The following is a 17,598-nucleotide window of genomic DNA, read 5'->3' as shown; positions in this document are numbered from 1 at the left end:
ACTGGCGGCGCGAAGCGCCGCCAGTCGATTCTTGGGGGTTATGTCCACACTTGGCGACAGTTATAAGCTGCAAGCCACCACTCATATTTTTTGCGGTTGCGACTGGAAATAGGTTTAGGATTTGCATCGCAAATTCTAAACCTAGGATACGGAATCGTCAGACTTAGGCAATTTTGCTCCCATTTCTTGATGGGATTCTTCAGAGGGTTTAATAGAAGTTTTGGCAGTCTGGGAATTAGCCTGTTTATTATTGCTCTCACCCTCAAACTCTTCAATACCCAACGTACCCGAAAGGAACTCATCAATTTCCGATCTCGCGATCACCACCGAATCCTCAATAGGATCGCTAAGTGCTGACAAATCAAATATCGACTCATCTTCTGATTCATTACTTTCCGTCTGAGGTGACAAGGGCTTAGAGGAGGGGATTACGGACAATTCAGTTGGTGATAATGGATTGGGTAAATCTATAGATAAATCAACATAGTCCTCCTCAGTCTCATCCATGAGGCTGTCTAGTAAGTTATCTGCAAATCCATAAATATCATCATCGGAGGCATTAAGGGAAGGATCTTCTAGCGAAGGATACGTTTCTGATATATCTAAATTACCGATTGCTTCGTCACCGAATGCCATGCCTACAACCTTTTCATCCTCAGTAATTTCATTAAGCCAACTTTCAGAAATATCCTCAGAAATATCTAGAGATGGGACTGAAGTAGGTTCCGTAAAAATTGAATCTATTTCAAGACTATCTATTTCAGAAGGGCTGACTGAAGAGATTTCAACGGGCTGAACTAAATCTTCTAGGGGATTTAGTATAAAGGCTTCTTCTTCAACTTCTGGGGGGGCTGTCGGACTTCCAGAATCTAGGATGTCACTAAATTCAATTTGTTCGATATCAGATTCGATGCCTTCACTCAACATTGCGAAGGTTGCTTCATCCTCGGATATGTCTGGGGTGTCGAGTATAGATTCATGCATGGCTTCATTGCCGCTTTCTATCGCCCCTTCATCTAAAAGAGCGTTAAATATAGAAGAAACATCTAACTCGGACTCATCCATCAAGTCATCAACAGAATTTATAGATGTCTCTTCTATATCGAAGGAGTTTGCCAAATTAGCAAAGTCGTCGCTCGCAGTACTCGCATCACTCGCATCATCAGATAGATCAAAATTAAATACTTCATCTAGGGGATTTTCCCGTAAATCATCCTCACTATCAGAATTAGATAGATTCTCAGGGATCTGCACTGGAGAAAGTTCTTCTGGTATATCAGTTGGCAGATCGGTTGATATGTCAGTACTGATAGTTTCATTTTGCCAGATTAGATCGGAATTTTCGTCGGGCGATTCTTCTGCGGCAATATTCTCATACAGTGATGGGAAATCATCCGCTTCTTCTAGATCGAATATAAATTCATCTTGGACTTCCGATTCAGGCGCGATCTCAGGCACAATCTCAGGTGAGATCGCCAATTCTGTGGAAAAAGTGCGATCGGGATCCTGCAAGTTCAGCGGATCGTTAGGTGTTTCAAACTCGTTTGGAGTAATTGCTTCCAGTGAGGTTGTGAGATTTGATGTTTCTGTAGAGATATCAAAAGAAGAGATATCAAAAGAAGCATCAGATAAATTTTCTAAATTTTCATTTTCAATAGAGGCAACTTCGTTATCAAAGTCATTAGTTAGCAAACTATCATCAGTGAGTAAACTATCATCCAGATCAAAGGAGAAATCATCAGAAAGATCTTCAAATAACTCTGGTGAAGGTAACTCTTCTGGTCTATCTATGCCTGCCAAGCTTTCTGCAAGCGTTGACTCTGCCTCAAAAGGAATTTCTGGTTGCAAATCTGTAGATGTGTCAAAAGATATGTCAAAAGAAATATCTAAATCTTCACCATCGGCAATTGTGACAATACCTTCATCCAGAGAATTATCGAGATCTTCATCGTTGAGAATGACATCATCAAAGGCATGAGAAGAAGGTAAGATCTCGGCTTCAGGTTGCCACGTTGTTTCAAGATCGCCAGCATAGGGATCTGGATTATCGATCTCTTGAGGAAGATCAAACTCCTGATCTAAGCTATCAAAGGCGATCGGCTCGTTTTCCTCAAATAATAAAGAAATGTTTGCCTCTACCTGTTCGGCAGATAAGCTCTGTGTTGATGGCTCTGGAATTTGCGATTCTGGAAATTCTGATTCTGGAAATTCTGGTTCTGAAAATTCTGATTCTAGGAGGACAAATTCATCATGAATTATTTCTCCATAGTCTATAGCTATGTCTTCCACAGAAACTTCGTTGATTTCAAAGGAAAACTCTGTAGAGAATTCTGATGATTGCTGATCAGATATATTCGACATGTCAGATATATCAGCAAAAACTTCTGAATTTGCTAGCTCTGAAATATGCCCATCTTCTTGAAGAAGGAAGTTATTTGTTTGACTGTCAAATAATTGATCGTCTAATTGATCAGCTAATTGATCCTCAAGGGGATTCAATTCTTCAGCAAAGGTTTCATTATCTAGAAGCGAGTTTGGATCAAAGAAATCTTCATTTCCTGACAAGTTTGGAGTACTTGATAGGGTGCTTTCTTCGAGATCGAAAGTAAATTCTCCTGAAAATTCATCATCTAGGGATTCTTCTAGATAGATATCAGGAATTTGAGCTGGCGCATCTGTAAATAATTCCTGTGGAGCCATATCATCGGACTGTGCCAAATCTCCAAAATCCTCGCTAGAGAAGCGATCGGCTGGAGGATTTGAGGAAGTATAAAGGGCTTCATCCAACGCTTTGTCAAAGGGGGATTCATCAAATGATATGTCAAAGGTATCGCTGAAAGCTTCATTGTCAGGGCTTTCTAGAGATGCTTCTAAGGATTCATTGAACTCTTCGTTAGATGCATAGCTACTATAGTCCGCAGGATCATTGAAGAGGAAATCATCAGATATGCTTTCGACATTCCCTTCCTCAAGATTGGGTAAGGCGTAGGTATTATCTGCGATCACATAATTATCAAAACTATCAGATAGTTCCAAGTCGGATGCTTCAGAGTTAATCTGCTCCTCCATGGCGAAAGGATCGATATCTTGAATGTTGACTTCCTGAACTGAACTGCTATCAAAGAAAGGATTAGAATCATTTAAAGCTGATTCAATATCCATTTTGGGGATCTGGAAATCATCGTCTTCTAGATCGGGAATTGAAAAATCGACAGAGGTTGGTAAATGCATATTTGCATCCTCAGCAAGAGGTGATGCAGTTCCAAAAGTGGTATTTTCCTCGAAGGAAAAAGTTGCCGATGCAATCTCTGGATCTCTAGCAGCGTCAACGATCGCCGATTCATTAACACCTTGCATCGGATTTTTGAAAGTTGCCTCATCGCTATCAATTTCTAACAGATCTTCATCAAGATCTTCATCGAGATCCTCATCTACATCATTTAGCGAAGTACCTTCGTAAACCTCTTGTCTGAGATCGTCAAATAGAGATTGTTCGATGATAGAGATATCGATTGGCTCTGGCTCGGAATTGTAGGAATTGTCATTATCAACGCTCATGAAAGCATTAGCAACTTCCTGTTCAGTACTTTGGAATTCTTCGGTATCTACGAAATTGTCATTTTGTAGATCGATATTTTGCAAGCTGTCATTTTCTGAGTAGTCATTTTCTGAGTAGTCATTTTGCAAGAATGCCTCTGGTGCATTTTCGCTGTCGAGGTTAGGGGCCGCATCAATTTCTTCAGTAAATTCGGCTGTCGCATCTTGTCCATGCTGAGCGATTGTCACTGCTGCACCGACTGTCGCTGCGACTGTCGCGATCGCAGCAGGTACAGCTAGCCCCATACCTAAGCCACGATTGTTAGCTTGTTCCGAGGTGTCGAAAGAACTAAGCAAACTGTTAGTTGGTGTCTCATCGGGATCGATATCAGTAGATCGAGAAATTGAGTGAATATTGGCGCTAGGTACGATGGGAGTATTCGGGATTGCCGTAACCGAATCGGGTAAACGGAAAAATTGAATGCCTTGTAGTAGCTGTTGGGCTTGATTTCCCATCGATTCGGCCTGTTGTCTTGCCGCTCTTGTTAGATTGGCAGTGCGATCGGCTAATTGGGCGATTTCACTGATGTAACTAGCGGTAGAACCTGCGGCATTGGTGATTTCTGTACTGGAAGCGGTGATAGTTTGTCCGATTTGGACAACTTCCTCAGTCGCCAATTGAATACTATTAAAAGCTGATTGCGAAGCTTCAACACCTGAGGTAAAACCTGCAACCAACCCACTCAAATTCTGCACTTCAGTATCGATTGCCGTTACAACAGTCTGGATTTGAGAAGTACGTTGTTGCAGAATGGTTAAGCCATCGTTAGTTTGTGTCGCCAGATCGTTAACCTGTCCTGCAATTGATTCAAATTCACGAGCCACACTCGCGAATTGTTTGGGATCTTTTTGTTCCGCCGCACGGGCTGCAACAAGGGTTGCATTCAGCGCTAGAACTTGGGTTAATGAAGCGATTTGTCCCTGATCCTGCACAAACTGCTCGGCTAGACCCACAAATTCGCCCAAGGTTTTCATCCTTTGTACGATTTGGGCTGAACCTGTCTGCAAGACGCTGATACTATCGGTTAGGGTGTTAATCGAGATTTGTCCAGAGGCAACCGTATCGCGGACTTCTTGGAGCGACTGGTTCGCAACGCTAACCTGTGCTGCCGATCGCTCGGCAATGGCAGCTACTTGCTCGGTGAGAGCCTGACCTTGGGTAACGGACTGGGCTTGCTCAGCGGTATTTAACACCACTGTGCGTGCTAGTTCTTCGAGATCGGAGGCTCCTTGAGCGACCTGTTGCGCCGTACCTAATACACTAGAGATAATCTCTACAAGTTTTTCGCGCAAACGGTTGAGAGTATCGGCTACTAGCCCCGTAGCGCGATCATTTACCTGAGCCTCAATGGTGAGATCTCCCTCTTCCATTGAGGATACAACATCTAATAAATCCCCAACTTCCGCTTCCATCAATTCCGTTTCCGCAAGATTTTGCTGAACCTGAGCAGATGTCGTAACGTCATCGGTTGAAGAGGTTTGACTTAATTCGCTACGTAGGCGAATCTCATTGGTTTTTACCTGTTGAAAAGTACTTTTCAGGGATAGCCCAAGACGGTCGATTTCATCCTTAGCATTTTCATTCTTAGCATTTGCATTGGCAACGGAATTTCCCTGCTGGCTTAAAAAGCGATCGCATTCTTCCGTAAGTGGTTGAAGCCGTTTTTTCAGAGAATTAACAAATCCTAATATGGCGATCGCTAAAATCGCACTGATCCCTACCGCAGCTCCCCCGACTAAAACTACGAGCTTATTGGTGATTTCTGTCTCTGGCAATTGTGCGGCAACTAGCAAATCGCTACCTTCGATTTTGCGGTATGCCCAGAGATACCCATCAGTTTGCGCAATTCCTGAGGGCTTGGTTTTGGCTTGTTGGGCTAGACTGGCTAGAGCTTGGGTAATGGCAGGATTTTGGGTTTGGGTCGCCTGAAACTGCGTGGAACCCGTGATGACATTGCCACTGCTAGTAGCGACGACAACCCCAATTTTTCCTTCGCTGTTAAGTTCGGGGTAGGAAGCAGTATCAACTAAGGACAAGAGCTCGCTGGCGATCGCATCAGTAGTGACAATTCCTAAAACTTTTTGACCGTCACCGATGGGAACGCTATAGCTGATGATGGTTTTACCCAAAGCCGTATAGGGTTGGGACCAAGTTGCCTTCCCTTTAAGGGTTTCTTGATAAAAGGGCAATTTGGGGATGTCAGGGCGATCGCCTGCCAACAGTTTTTCATTGGGGGCGGCTAGTTTTTGACCCGCTTCAGTCTTAAAGCCAGACTGTTCTTTCCATACATAGGGGACAAGGGGCTTGGCTGGAGGAAATAATAAAGCCCCGTTGGAGGAAATCCCTATGCCAGATACTGAGTTCGTATTTTGGAACCCATCAACCATTAGTTTCTGGTAGTCAACAGCTTTGGGCTTGGGCTGTTGCAGCGATAGGTTCTTGGCGTTACTGGCAACCCCTTCGGCTACCTGTCGCAAATCCTTGACCTTCGATTCAAGTTTGCGCGTCTGTGCGTCTGCGGATAGGTTAACTTCGCGGCGGGCACTACTGAGTAATTCTTGATAAAACAAATATCCTAGACCACCCAAACCAATCAAGGATGTCCCAATCGCGATTAGCAGCAAGCCTAGCCCCATTGAGCCTTTAGTCTTTGGCTTGGGTGCTTTCGGCGACTTAGGCGATCGCTGCTTTGGCGCAGATCGATCATTCGTTGCTACAGAAGTCGCTCGTTTGTCTTTAGATGTGCTTGCCATATGCATTCGCTATAGGGAAAGGATTCAGATATTTTTGTGAGAATCATCCTACACCATACTTGCTCCAATCATGAAGCTCAAAGGTTAAGTCTCAAAACGCTTGATTTACTTCACTTGATTTACTTCATTTTACGAGGGCAAATAATGAAGGCAAATAATTAACTGGAAAGCTGCCAACGTTGTGGTTGCCAAATATGAGTAGGAATACTAGATAGGATAATTTCAATGGGAGTATACTCGTTCTCCTTGATATTCGCTACTGTTTGGTCTATTTTTTTTGGAGGACTCGTAACAGAAAGCGGCGCAAGGTCATTACTGGCGGTTGATAGAGCCGCTATCTCCTGAGGACTGATCGTTACTAATTCAGGATACTCATCAATCGGAAGACTGCCCACGACCCGATCCACAATTACGCCTACTCCATTAAGGTTGTGGTCGCCAAAATTGTCGGCAATCTTACTGAGCTTAATCACTGTTAAGGATTCGGTGAGCAAAGTCCTTTGCTCGCCTATGAGCAAACGCAACAGTAGCAAGGGCATGACATGAGCCTGATGATGGGTTATGCCGATAATCGCTGCTTCGTAAAAGGGCAAAGCTAAAATAGCGTTGCGGTCAAGAATGATAATTTCCGATACCAAAACATCGGGAAATGTCACTGCGCGATCGCCGACCCTCGCCACAATATATCGATTACTGGGCTTAATCAGGTGCGACCGATCCAGAGAGCCATTTGCTGTTTCTTGACCGTTGACGAAGCTATTGATGCGGCTCATCTCAAGCATATTTATCTCACACGTTGGGGCAATTTTTTCAGAACCTCCGTTAAGGACTCACGGCTGACGGGTTTGGGCAGGTAGTCATTAGCTTTAGCTCGCTTTAAACCATAGTCAATTTCTAATTTTGTGCTCTTGGTTGAGCAAAGGATTACGTACTGATCGGCAACTTGAGGATGCGATCGCAGTTCCCGCAAAAACTTGTAACCATCCTGCTCGGGCAAAACGATGTCCAAGAAAATTGCCGAATAGGAATTGCTGATGATTTTATCTATAGCACCTATAGTTGATTCACAAAAATCGACAGCATGACCCAAATCATTTAAAAAGGATGTTAGCAAATGTCTCTGAATAGCTGAATCATCAATTATCAAAAAATGCTCGCTCATATTTTTACCTTAAACTCTGTCCTAATGAAATTATGATTAATTGAACGTGAACGGAAACTTAAATAAATTAGATTTTTTGATCTAATTTTTGATCTGATGTTGATCTAATTTCGATCTGATGGTGATCTAATAAGTCTAATAAGATCGTTGTACGTCTTTGGATTTGTATGCCTGTTATTACAAAGTTGCCCAAAAACTCCTAGCGAACAAACATAATACCTATATTTATCTCTGGAGGATTTAATGAATATAAAATCATTGTTTCTCCATGACTATTGAAAGAGTCCTTAGCTACCGATACAAATAGTTCTTAGACCAATGTATCTGTTGATAAAGGGGCTAGTTCTCTCAATAAATTACGTAATTCGTCGCGAAATTTTGGTGTATCTGACGACGATCTTGGTTTGGCAAGAAACCGACAGTTTGCCCATCTCGCCCTAAAATTATTAGTCATACTATTCTCGGCGGTAACTAGTACTAGCGACAATGTGGCTAGATCCCTTTGACGACGAATTTGCTTAATTAAATCAAAGCCATTCAGACTTGGCATATTGATATCAATAAACACAATAGTTGGCTTATATTCTAAGATCCGATCGGTTGCGGCTTCGGCATCATCGGTAAAATCGACATGATATCCCCACCCCGTAAGCAAGCGTTGCATTTGTTGTAATAATACAGGCGAATCATCAACGATAAAAACCCTTGGCTCATCTTTAGTAACCGTTGGGGTAGTTACTTGAGGGCGAGCACCGAGATCGCTATCGGATTTACGTTCCTGTAGTTGCACAATTGACACAATATTTTTCTGAGCTAGTTTATCCAACAGTAGAGCAGTTCGATAAATCGGCTGTTTGAAAGTATCTGCGATCGCACAAATGCGATCTTGCCCCGTTGTTACCTTGGCGAAAAGCGGAAAATTGTCATTCCCCACCCTTGCCAGTAAATTTGCCGCATCAACTAGTTGGACTAATTGAAAAGGATGTTTTACACAATCAAACTTCTGCCATTGGCGAACCTCATTGGCAATGGTATTCTCCAGCACCGATAGTTGCCAAATTGGTAGGTTAACTTGTAGTTCATTAGCTGGACTCCAGACAAACGAAAAACTATCCTCTAGATGCAATGACAAAAAATTTTCTAAGATGATTTCTCTTAAAACCTCTTTGGTCACCTCAGGATACTTTTTATAGACATTATTCACAAAAGGGAAACAATAGGGTCGGTTATTTTGACGTTGCTCCCATTCAGGAATACGTGAAAAGTTAATCCCCTTACTGTTGTATTTACGAACTAATGTCGGTATGACCTGACCTTCTTCCTCAGCTAATACTAATCCTCCACCCGTAAGCAATAATTTCCATCGATGATATTTCGTTTCTACGCGGATTACTCCTGTAGAACGACTCATGACGCGCATAGCTGCTAGTAGGATATGTAATGTGGCATTCCTCACTACCTGTCCGTCCGTCAAGTTGTTAGACACTAGGTCTGAATTAGGCAAGGAACCTGTCATAGCAATCATGTTTTTTGACTGGGAGGCACTTGGACAGAAAGAATATTACAAATATTACAAAAAAACGGATTACTTCATTATAGATCGTAGCAACTAGCTATAAATTCAATAGGTTGTCTCAGATACATTATCCCATATTGTAATCAGTCGCGGATGTAGTAGTCTGTCAGCATTTTCACTTAGGTGAAGGTCGTTACACGATAAAATCTTGTAAAATTAATTTAACTTGCTCACGAAATTCGGGAATGTCATTGGATGAACGGGGTTTGCTGAGAAAGCGACAGTTTGCCCATTTGGCGCGAAAGTTGTTGGTAATGGTGTTTTCGGATGTGACTAAAACTAGGGGCATAGTGGCTAAGGACGGTTGACGACGAATTTGTTTGATCAGTTCAAATCCGTTTAAATTTGGCATATTAATATCCATAAATACAATATCGGGCTTGTCTGACAATATTTGTTGTGTTGCCTTGGCAGAGTCGCTGACTAAGATTAGATGGTAGCCCCAGCTTGTCAATAAGTTGCCAAATTGCTTAAGGAGAACGGGGGAATCATCAACGATCATCACCTTGAGTCGCGATTCGGACTCTTTATTTTCCTCAAGGTCTAGGCTGGCTTCTGTCGATCGCAATGGTAAGGGTAATATAGCGACGGTGCGATTTTCTGCAAGTTTATCGAGTTTCAGTGCTGTACGAGTGATATGTTGTTGAAAGCGATCGGCAATTTCACTGATCCGACATTTACCATTGGTCACCTGAGTGAATAGGGGGACTTGAGCAATTTTGCATTCGGGATCTAGGAGCTGTACGGTTTGGTAAGGATGACGAACGTGGCTAAAGGTCTGCCATTGGTCGATAACCTTGGCGATCGCTTTTTCAAGATCGGGTAATTGCCAGATTGGCAGAATTATTTGGCGATCGAGGTTTAAGGGTTGCCATTGTAGGGAAAACTTTTTTTCTAAAGAGATCGCTAACAAGTTTTCTAAGAGAATTTCTTTAAAAACTACTAGGCAGTTTTCTCGATCTTGGGCATAGATTTTACCTAACCATTGGTATGTCTCAAGACTACTTATCGCCTTTTTACTCAGACTCCGTAAAAACTCTGGGGGAATCTGAACTTTTTGGATTTTAAGTTTGCGAGTTATGGTGGGCAAAAAATCGCTTTTGTCCTCGATAAACGCGATACTTCCGCTATGAATAAAGATTTCCCAACTTAGGTGAGGCGTGTCAATCTTCACAATCCCTGTATGGCTCATGAGCGTTTTGAGCGCGACCATCACATGGGGAAGGGATAGGTTTTGGATGATTTCCCCAATAGGGACAGGCTGAATGGATTGTTCAATTGGCTGATTGACGCTTCTTTCTGTCGGAAGATTGGAAGCGCCGTTCTCTTGTGAAGTCTGCGTCATTGTCAAGTTAAGGTTAAATAAGACTTGATGTATTGCCAGTTTGATTCTGATTTAGTTCTGATTTGGTTCTAAGATTTGATTCTTATGATTAGTGATCGCAGATTAAAAGTTTTATGCCTGCACGGACACCCCGGAAATAGTAAAGCAATGCAGATATTTGTCCAGCATTTTCAGGAACAAGGGATTACGGCGATCGCCCCTGACTTGCGTGGCTATGGAAATTGTAAAGCAATTGCGCCCTTTGCAATGTTAGATCACATACAGGATCTTGCGAATTTGTTAGAAGGGGATCTTTTAGCGCATCAGCATCGTTCATTAAATGGTTCGTTAGACGATCTGTCGGAGCCAGAATATTTGCCAGAATATTTGCCAGAATATTTGATTTTGGGATGGTCGCTCGGTGGAATTTTGGCAATTGAGTTAGCATTGCGGATGATTGAGTTACGGAATTCTTCGGGGGAGAAACCTAAACAAGCGATACCCAAAATTGTCGGATTGGTTTTAATTGCCACTGCTGCTAAGCCCCATAGCAATTTGCCCAAGGTTGCTTGGTGGGAATATATGAATTTAGCGATCGCGGTAGCTTTACATTGGATTGTGCCTCGCTACCATTGGTGTGTTTCATGGTTCGGCAAGCGATCCTTAATCAAATATTTAATTCAACAGCATAGTCCCTCTGCCTATGCGCGGATTTCCCGCGATGGGGCAAGAGCCTATCTCCAGACATCTCGCTATGCGCAAAGGGCATTAATGCAAGCCTTGAGGCAGGGATATGATCGCACTGGTGATTTAGCCAAAATTCATATTCCCTGCTTGGCGATCGCCGCTGAACAGGATCGCCATATTACTGCCGCATCGACAGCCGAAACTGCAAAACTATTACCACATTGCGAATTTATTTGTTATCCCAATACGGCTCATCTTCTGCCTTGGGAAATTAGCGATCGCTTAATGGCGGACATTGATGCGTGGTGCGATCGGCATCTAAGTAGCTAGGCATAAATTACAAACCAAAACCCGTAAAGTTGCGCCCCTACGGGGCGCAACTTTACGGGTTTTGGTAGTTTATTTTGCACAAGCATCAATAGCTATTGGTGATTAGTTATTGGCGATCGCTAGCCATGTTACAGCGCTTTACGCTCAGATCCAAACCAAGAAAGTTTTTGAAAGTGTTGCAAAGCAACACTTTCAAAAACTTTCTTATGGTTCTTTTGATCGAAAATTGCTGTAAGATAAGGTCAAGACCGAAAAGAGAGATGCGACGCGAAGCGTCGCACCTCTCTTTTCGGTTTTATGATAATTTAAATGTATCGGTTGGCTAAAACATCTATAACCTATGTTCCCCCAAAAATTTCTGACGAGAATGGCTCAAATCCATCAGCTTTCTGTCGATCAGGAAAGTGTGTTTCTATTGCGATTTGGTGAAAATCGCGAGGATCGGGAAGTCGCTAGCTTCTTGGGGATTTCAGAAGAAGCTTACCGCAAGCGGATGGGGGAGATCTATCGCAAATTTGATATCAGTGGTAAAGGACCTGGCAAAAATAATCGTCTCTTACATATTTTACAAAACTACCTAGATGCGGAAACAAATAAGCTCAACGAGCAGAGTTTGGTAATTTCTAATCAATCTTTGGCTGGACAGGGGGCTGCGGTCTCGGATATTAATTTAGACATTAATATTGACGAACTTGTAGAGCAAATGCGCTACCGCAGTCGGCAAATCATCCAAGAACGCTGCGCTACTATGCGAGTTCTTGACATGTCCCATCCGATTGACCTTGAAAATATTTACACGGGAACGGATGTCTTAGAAAAGATTACGAGCCGTCGTCGTTTGGGAATTGCGGATTTGCTTGCTACCTATCATGGGCGCGATCGCATTGAAATGGGAATTATCAATGAAGATCGGGTGTCGAGTATGGAGGCTCTGAATCGATATGGCAAGCTAATGCTGTTGGGAAAACCAGGAGCGGGCAAAACCACGTTATTGAAATATACGGCGCTGAAATGTTCACAGGGCAATATTTTTAGTGAATTAGTCCCGATTTTTGTAACTTTACGTCAGTATGCAGGTGCGGAATCTCAACCGAGGCTAATAGAATATATTATTCAAGACTTTCAGTCGTCAAATATTAGTGACAGCATCACGGTTAAACACCTGTTACAGCAAGGTCGGGCAATATTATTTTTAGATGGACTAGATGAAGTTCGCGAAGATGATTTGCATCGCGTCCTTGAAGATTTGCGCAGCTTCTCCGAACAGTACTATACCAATCGCTTTGTCATTACTAGTCGTTTGGGAGCGCAGGAATATGTATTTGAGAAGTTTACCGAAGTAGAGGTTGCCAACTTTCAACCGTTACAGATTTCTCAATTTGCTCAGCGTTGGTTTCATGGTAATTCTCGACATATTGAGCTTTTCTTACGAAAAGTCGAAGAAAATCGTCCAATTCAAGAACTAGCTACCAATCCCTTACTGCTGACATTATTATGTTTAGTATTTGATGAATTTGGTGATTTTCCAACTAACCGTTCTGAACTTTATCGCGAAGGACTAGATGTTCTACTCAAGAAATGGGATGCTAAGCGCAATATCGAACGCCACCAAATTTATAAAAATCTATCGATGCAACGTAAAGAAGATCTATTAGCCCAAGTGGCTTGTACGACCTTTAATCAGGGAGATTACTTCTTTAGACAGGTCGATCTAGAACGCTATATCACTGATTATATTCGCAATTTACCGAAAGCCCATACTAATGAGGATGCTTTACAGTTAGATAGTGAAGCGATTATTAAGGCGATCGAATCGCAACATGGATTATTTGTGGAACGGGCTAAAGGCATTTATTCCTTTTCCCATCTAACGTTTCAGGAATATTTAGCAGCGAGAGAACTGGTCTACAATGGCAGTCCTGAAACGTTAACATTGCTTGCTAGTAAAATAACCGATCATCGTTGGCAGGATGTTTTACGCCTTGCTGTGAGTATGATGCGCTCAGCCGATGAATTATTACAGCTCATGAAGGACTATTGCGATCGCCTATTGGTTGGCGATCGGCAGTTGCAAAGCTTATTGCAGTGGGTGAAACAGAAGGCTGAATCCGTACAAGTGCCCGATCGCATTCAGTCAGTCCGCGCTTTCTATCTAACCCTTGGTCGAGCGATCGCCCAGAGCGCTCCCTTAAACCTAGCAAATGTATTGGCTCGAACACTCGTCCTCGATCTTGACCTCTGCCAAAATCGCAATCTGAATGTCGATTTAGCTTTCGATCTCGCTCGCGCACTAGAAACTAAACAAGATGAAGAACTGGGACTCGATCTCGAACTGGATCTAAGTCTTGCCTTGGAATATGCCCAAGAGATGAACGATCCCCATTTAGCCGATGCTTTAACAGAACTGATCGCCACTTGTCCCGATGATGCTGATAGTGATATTAAATGGCAATATTGGGCAAATAACCTCCGCCAACAAGCCATCAATCATCGAAATATCGGTCAAATATGGGATTTTACTCCCCACCAGCTTGAGCATTTACGGCAATACTGCAATGCTAATCGTCTCTTAGTGGAATGTCTTGAAAGTGATTGCTATGTTCGTCAGCCAGTTCGACAGGCGATCGAGCAAAGCCTGCTATTACCCAATCCATGAAGTGCTGAATAGGTAAGGATGGGCGGTGCGCGCCGCCCATCCTTACCTATTCAGCACTGCCCAATTTGGGAATCTATACCCACATGAATTACAAAATAGAATGTGGCTCCCTGCGTCACTAAACTTGACTTCCAATTGACAGGAGGATCGCCTCCTACTTTCCCAAAACTCTCAACCCAGATTGTCCCTCCCATTAGTCCCACCAAACGTTTGCTAATCGCCAAACCTAAACCAGTACCACCATACCTACGACTAATCGAGGTATCTGCTTGGGTAAAGGCTTGAAATAAGCTGACAATATGCTCCCCAGTAATTCCTATGCCTGAATCCGTTACTGCAAATTGAAGGGCATATTGATCGTTCTCAGGTAAGGAACTTCCATTCACTGTAACTGATACATTCCCTTGGGGGGTAAATTTGATCGCATTCCCTACGATGTTAATTAGAATTTGTCTCAATCGAGAGCTATCGCCAATTACTTGACAAGGCACATCGGGGTGAATCGTATGCTGTAAGTCAATCCCTTTATCCCTAGCTTGTCCCCTCAGCAAACTGTTAACTGAACTAATAATCTCTTCTAAAATATAGGCTCTTTTTTCTATTTTCAACATTCCTGACTCAATCTTAGAAAAATCGAGAATATCATTAATAATCGTTAATAAGACATCTCCGCTTTCCAGAATTGTTTGAACGAATTCCTCCTGTTCTTCAGTAAGTTCAGTAGTAGCCAACAACTGAGCCATGACCAAAACTCCATTCATTGGCGTGCGAATCTCATGACTCATATTCGCGAGAAATTCGCTTTTGGCTTTAGTCGCTGCTTCTGCTGCTTCTTTCGCTTTGGCAAGGGCTATTTCCGATCGCTTCCGTTCCGTAATATCTCTTGAAATTTGAATGACGGTATCATCAGATATGGGAGAAATATTGGATGCAAACCATACTTCTCTACCGTCAATATCCAGACTGTAGTCACAATTGATGATTTGTTTAGATGCTAAGGCTTTTTGAATTGTTCTTAAAAGAATATTTGCGACACTCTCTGGCAATTCTTCATAGATTGATTTACTCAGAACTTGCTCGCGAGTCCCTTTTAAGTTGACATTTTTGGTAGTGGCGATTTTGAGGCAGCGCCCTTCGGCATTACGGACTAGTACCACATCGGTCATAGCACTCAGCAAGGTGCTCTGCTCCATATAAGCCTCTTTAAGTTTGGCTTGACTATCTCTTAAGTCATCTTCGATCTTTTGGCGATTCTCAAGATTATGAGGTAAGGTGGGACAATCTGGTAAAGAGGTTTTCTTTGCTGTATTCAGTTGTAAATATGGGCGGATAATTTTAACTATCACAAAGATTAGCCCTGCCGATATCAATAAATTCAGCCCCAAAAGTAAAACGATGGGATTATTTAGTGAATTATTTAGTAAATTATTGAGGGAATTGCTATTTTGCAAGAGCTTTGCGGCTTCTTCGTTATTACCAAAAAACAAATAACTACTAACGATCAATAGCCCAATTAATTGCCAAACAAACGGTATCAGCAGCAACCAATAGATGGATATTTTACTTGCGAAAAATCGTTTGGTTAAGTCTTGAGAAGACATCTAAATCTGTAGTTGATAAAATAGGTTTAAAAATCATTATTTAGTCACGATTATCTTAGCAGTGCATTGCCAAGTAATTATTAAGATGGACGCACAAACCACAAACTCCGCTTACCATCGTGGGAAATACAGTCAAGAATGAAGTCTTTGATCCTAATTGGTAATCGCCCAGTCCTACGCGATCGCCTTAAGCTACTAGGCGAACATTCCAAGATTTTCGCAATTTCGGCGGTTGTCCATAGTCGCGTAAATAAGTCTTCGGGTAGTGCTGAAATACTCTGGGCTAGTTCTTTCCAAGCCTGAACGTAAATTTCAGTTGCTTCGGTATGCTGAACAACTGTTTCATTACTACTGACATTATCTATATCTATCTCTACTAGGGCTGGAGGACGCGGATCCAATTCCCCAAAGATATCGGTATCAATATAGACTTTGACATTAAAAATATCATCCCAATTTTTAATAAAATCATCATCACTCTCATCTTCCAAATCATCCGCATAGTTTGGCAGAGCTAGATTTTTTGATAAGGGAATATCTTCATACTTTTTGGCAAGTAAAATTAGTTTTGCCAAAGAATCTAATATATTTTGCTGGTTATGGTGTTTATAGAGATAAATAATCTCTTGGATGGATAGTACCAGCTCTTTTGGTACGGCTAACATCTCAGTATTTGACTGATGTGTTGGTTGAGAAGGATCGACCACAGGAAAAACCCAAGTAAAATTACTGTGGAACTGTAAAAGATTTCAATCAAATCTGTAATTTTAAAAGTATAACGCTAGTCTCTATGGAGACAACAACTATTCATCGATTTGCCGATCAGCAAAAGTACGTATGTTTTCAAATAACCTTTCAATTTCTGTAAAATCTACCAATAAATTCCCGATTGTCTATTCCAAACGTTTTTTGGAGCATGATACGGGGATTTATCATCCTGAAAAAGCGGGTCGTCTCACTGCTATAGTTGATCACCTTAAAAATTCGGCGATCGCTTCGCAACTAGATTGGTTAGAACCAACATCGATTGATTGCCTCAATCGTAGTGGAGTTGATATTTTGCAAGAAGTCCGACGATTTCATACTCAAGAATATATTGATGCCTTGCAACAACTTACCGAGCGTGGTGGCGGACATATTGATGGAGATACTATTGCCTCAGCCCAAACCTACGATGTTGCTCTCCTAGCCGTAAGTGCGTGGCTCGATGGCGTAAATATTGTTCTGGATTCAGGTCGACCTGCCTTTGTGCTGGCTCGCCCTCCAGGACATCATGCACGTGACCGATCTGGTATGGGTTTTTGTATATTTGGGAATGCGGCGATCGCGGCTCTATCGGCTTGCGATCGGCTCCATCTAGATCGGGTGGCTATTCTTGATTGGGATGTGCATCATGGCAATGGTACGCAGGATGCCGTGTGGGATCGTCCCGATATTGCCTATATTTCTACGCATCAATCACCTTTTTATCCTATGACGGGACGCAAGGAGGAAACTGGCAATCACGGCAATATTTTAAATATTCCGATGCGTGCAAATTCGGGAATTGCCGAATATTTGCCTGTTTTCAACCATCAGATCCTGCCATTTCTGCAAGAATTTAAACCCGATCTCCTCATTGTAAGTGCGGGATTTGATGCTAATGCCGATGATCCTCTAGCGAGCATTTTGCTAAAGCCAGAAGACTTTGGCACTTTCACCAAGCTATGTCTAGAAGTAACCCCCAAAATTTTATTTGGTTTAGAGGGTGGTTACGATTTCGATAGCCTCTCGCGATCGGTTATGGCTGTCATCGAACAGTGCCTAAGTTAATTTTTTATTTAATTTTTCATTAACAAACTTAATCAAAGTAAGTAATGTCAGTTCGGGTTAAGCTGGCAAATTTTAAAAGCCCAAAAGTAAAAGCCTTGC

10 protein-coding genes are annotated in these 17,598 nt (G+C 42.3%); 3 read left to right on the top strand and 7 right to left on the bottom strand.

What is annotated here, in order from left to right; translation table 11 throughout:
* Positions 1–141 precede the first annotated feature (141 nt).
* The 5 genes from PSE7429_RS23705 to PSE7429_RS13100 form a co-directional block, all read right to left on the bottom strand.
* The gene (locus PSE7429_RS23705; protein WP_052017714.1) at positions 142–6,351 is read right to left on the bottom strand and encodes a methyl-accepting chemotaxis protein; all 6,210 of its coding nucleotides are present in this window, start codon (positions 6,349–6,351) and stop codon (positions 142–144) included.
* A gap of 158 nt (positions 6,352–6,509) precedes the next feature.
* Entirely contained in the window at positions 6,510–7,133 is a 624-nt protein-coding gene (locus tag PSE7429_RS13115; protein ID WP_009627699.1) for a hypothetical protein, read from the bottom strand.
* A 2-nt stretch (positions 7,134–7,135) separates the two neighbouring features.
* The gene (locus tag PSE7429_RS13110) at positions 7,136–7,513 is read right to left on the bottom strand and encodes a response regulator (RefSeq protein WP_009627698.1); all 378 of its coding nucleotides are present in this window, start codon (positions 7,511–7,513) and stop codon (positions 7,136–7,138) included.
* A 310-nt stretch (positions 7,514–7,823) separates the two neighbouring features.
* Positions 7,824–9,029 (bottom strand): response regulator, encoded by a 1,206-nt coding sequence (locus PSE7429_RS13105; RefSeq protein ID WP_233424352.1) that lies wholly within the window; start codon positions 9,027–9,029, stop codon positions 7,824–7,826.
* 193 nt (positions 9,030–9,222) lie between these two features.
* Positions 9,223–10,434: a response regulator gene (locus tag PSE7429_RS13100; protein ID WP_009627696.1), complete on the bottom strand. Its 1,212-nt coding sequence runs from the start codon at positions 10,432–10,434 to the stop codon at positions 9,223–9,225.
* 84 nt (positions 10,435–10,518) lie between these two features.
* On the opposite strand from PSE7429_RS13100, the gene PSE7429_RS13095 reads away from it, so the two are divergent.
* Entirely contained in the window at positions 10,519–11,430 is a 912-nt protein-coding gene (locus tag PSE7429_RS13095) for an alpha/beta fold hydrolase (RefSeq protein WP_009627695.1), read from the top strand.
* Positions 11,431–11,770: 340 nt separating this feature from the next.
* A complete protein-coding gene (locus PSE7429_RS13090; protein WP_009627694.1) occupies positions 11,771–14,086 on the top strand; it encodes an NACHT C-terminal helical domain 2-containing protein in 2,316 nt (771 codons plus the stop codon).
* A gap of 50 nt (positions 14,087–14,136) precedes the next feature.
* Here PSE7429_RS13090 and PSE7429_RS23700 read toward each other — a convergent pair whose 3' ends face one another.
* Positions 14,137–15,687 carry a PAS domain-containing protein gene (locus tag PSE7429_RS23700; RefSeq protein ID WP_009627693.1) on the bottom strand — a complete coding sequence of 517 codons (1,551 nt, stop codon included), beginning with the start codon at positions 15,685–15,687 and terminating at the stop codon, positions 14,137–14,139.
* 80 nt (positions 15,688–15,767) lie between these two features.
* Positions 15,768–16,394 (bottom strand): hypothetical protein, encoded by a 627-nt coding sequence (locus PSE7429_RS13080; protein ID WP_009627692.1) that lies wholly within the window; start codon positions 16,392–16,394, stop codon positions 15,768–15,770.
* Positions 16,395–16,524: 130 nt separating this feature from the next.
* Here PSE7429_RS13080 and PSE7429_RS13075 point away from each other — a divergent pair, with 130 nt between their 5' ends.
* The gene (locus PSE7429_RS13075) at positions 16,525–17,499 is read left to right on the top strand and encodes a histone deacetylase family protein (RefSeq protein ID WP_009627691.1); all 975 of its coding nucleotides are present in this window, start codon (positions 16,525–16,527) and stop codon (positions 17,497–17,499) included.
* The last annotated feature ends 99 nt before the right edge of the window (positions 17,500–17,598 follow it).

It is taken from the genome of Pseudanabaena biceps PCC 7429 (assembly GCF_000332215.1).
Classification (GTDB): domain Bacteria; phylum Cyanobacteriota; class Cyanobacteriia; order Pseudanabaenales; family Pseudanabaenaceae; genus Pseudanabaena; species Pseudanabaena biceps.
This window is presented reverse-complemented; position numbering and strand designations above follow the sequence as displayed.

Bases quoted from the DNA above. Each gene is read 5' to 3' on its own strand.
- PSE7429_RS23705 (WP_052017714.1), bottom strand. From the start codon at position 6,351: ATGGCAAGCACATCTAAAGACAAACGAGCGACTTCTGTAGCAACGAAT.
- PSE7429_RS13115 (WP_009627699.1), bottom strand. From the start codon at position 7,133: ATGCTTGAGATGAGCCGCATCAATAGCTTCGTCAACGGTCAAGAAACA.
- PSE7429_RS13110 (WP_009627698.1), bottom strand. From the start codon at position 7,513: ATGAGCGAGCATTTTTTGATAATTGATGATTCAGCTATTCAGAGACAT.
- PSE7429_RS13105 (WP_233424352.1), bottom strand. From the start codon at position 9,029: ATGACAGGTTCCTTGCCTAATTCAGACCTAGTGTCTAACAACTTGACG.
- PSE7429_RS13100 (WP_009627696.1), bottom strand. From the start codon at position 10,434: ATGACGCAGACTTCACAAGAGAACGGCGCTTCCAATCTTCCGACAGAA.
- PSE7429_RS13095 (WP_009627695.1), top strand. From the start codon at position 10,519: ATGATTAGTGATCGCAGATTAAAAGTTTTATGCCTGCACGGACACCCC.
- PSE7429_RS13090 (WP_009627694.1), top strand. From the start codon at position 11,771: ATGTTCCCCCAAAAATTTCTGACGAGAATGGCTCAAATCCATCAGCTT.
- PSE7429_RS23700 (WP_009627693.1), bottom strand. From the start codon at position 15,687: ATGTCTTCTCAAGACTTAACCAAACGATTTTTCGCAAGTAAAATATCC.
- PSE7429_RS13075 (WP_009627691.1), top strand. From the start codon at position 16,525: ATGTTTTCAAATAACCTTTCAATTTCTGTAAAATCTACCAATAAATTC.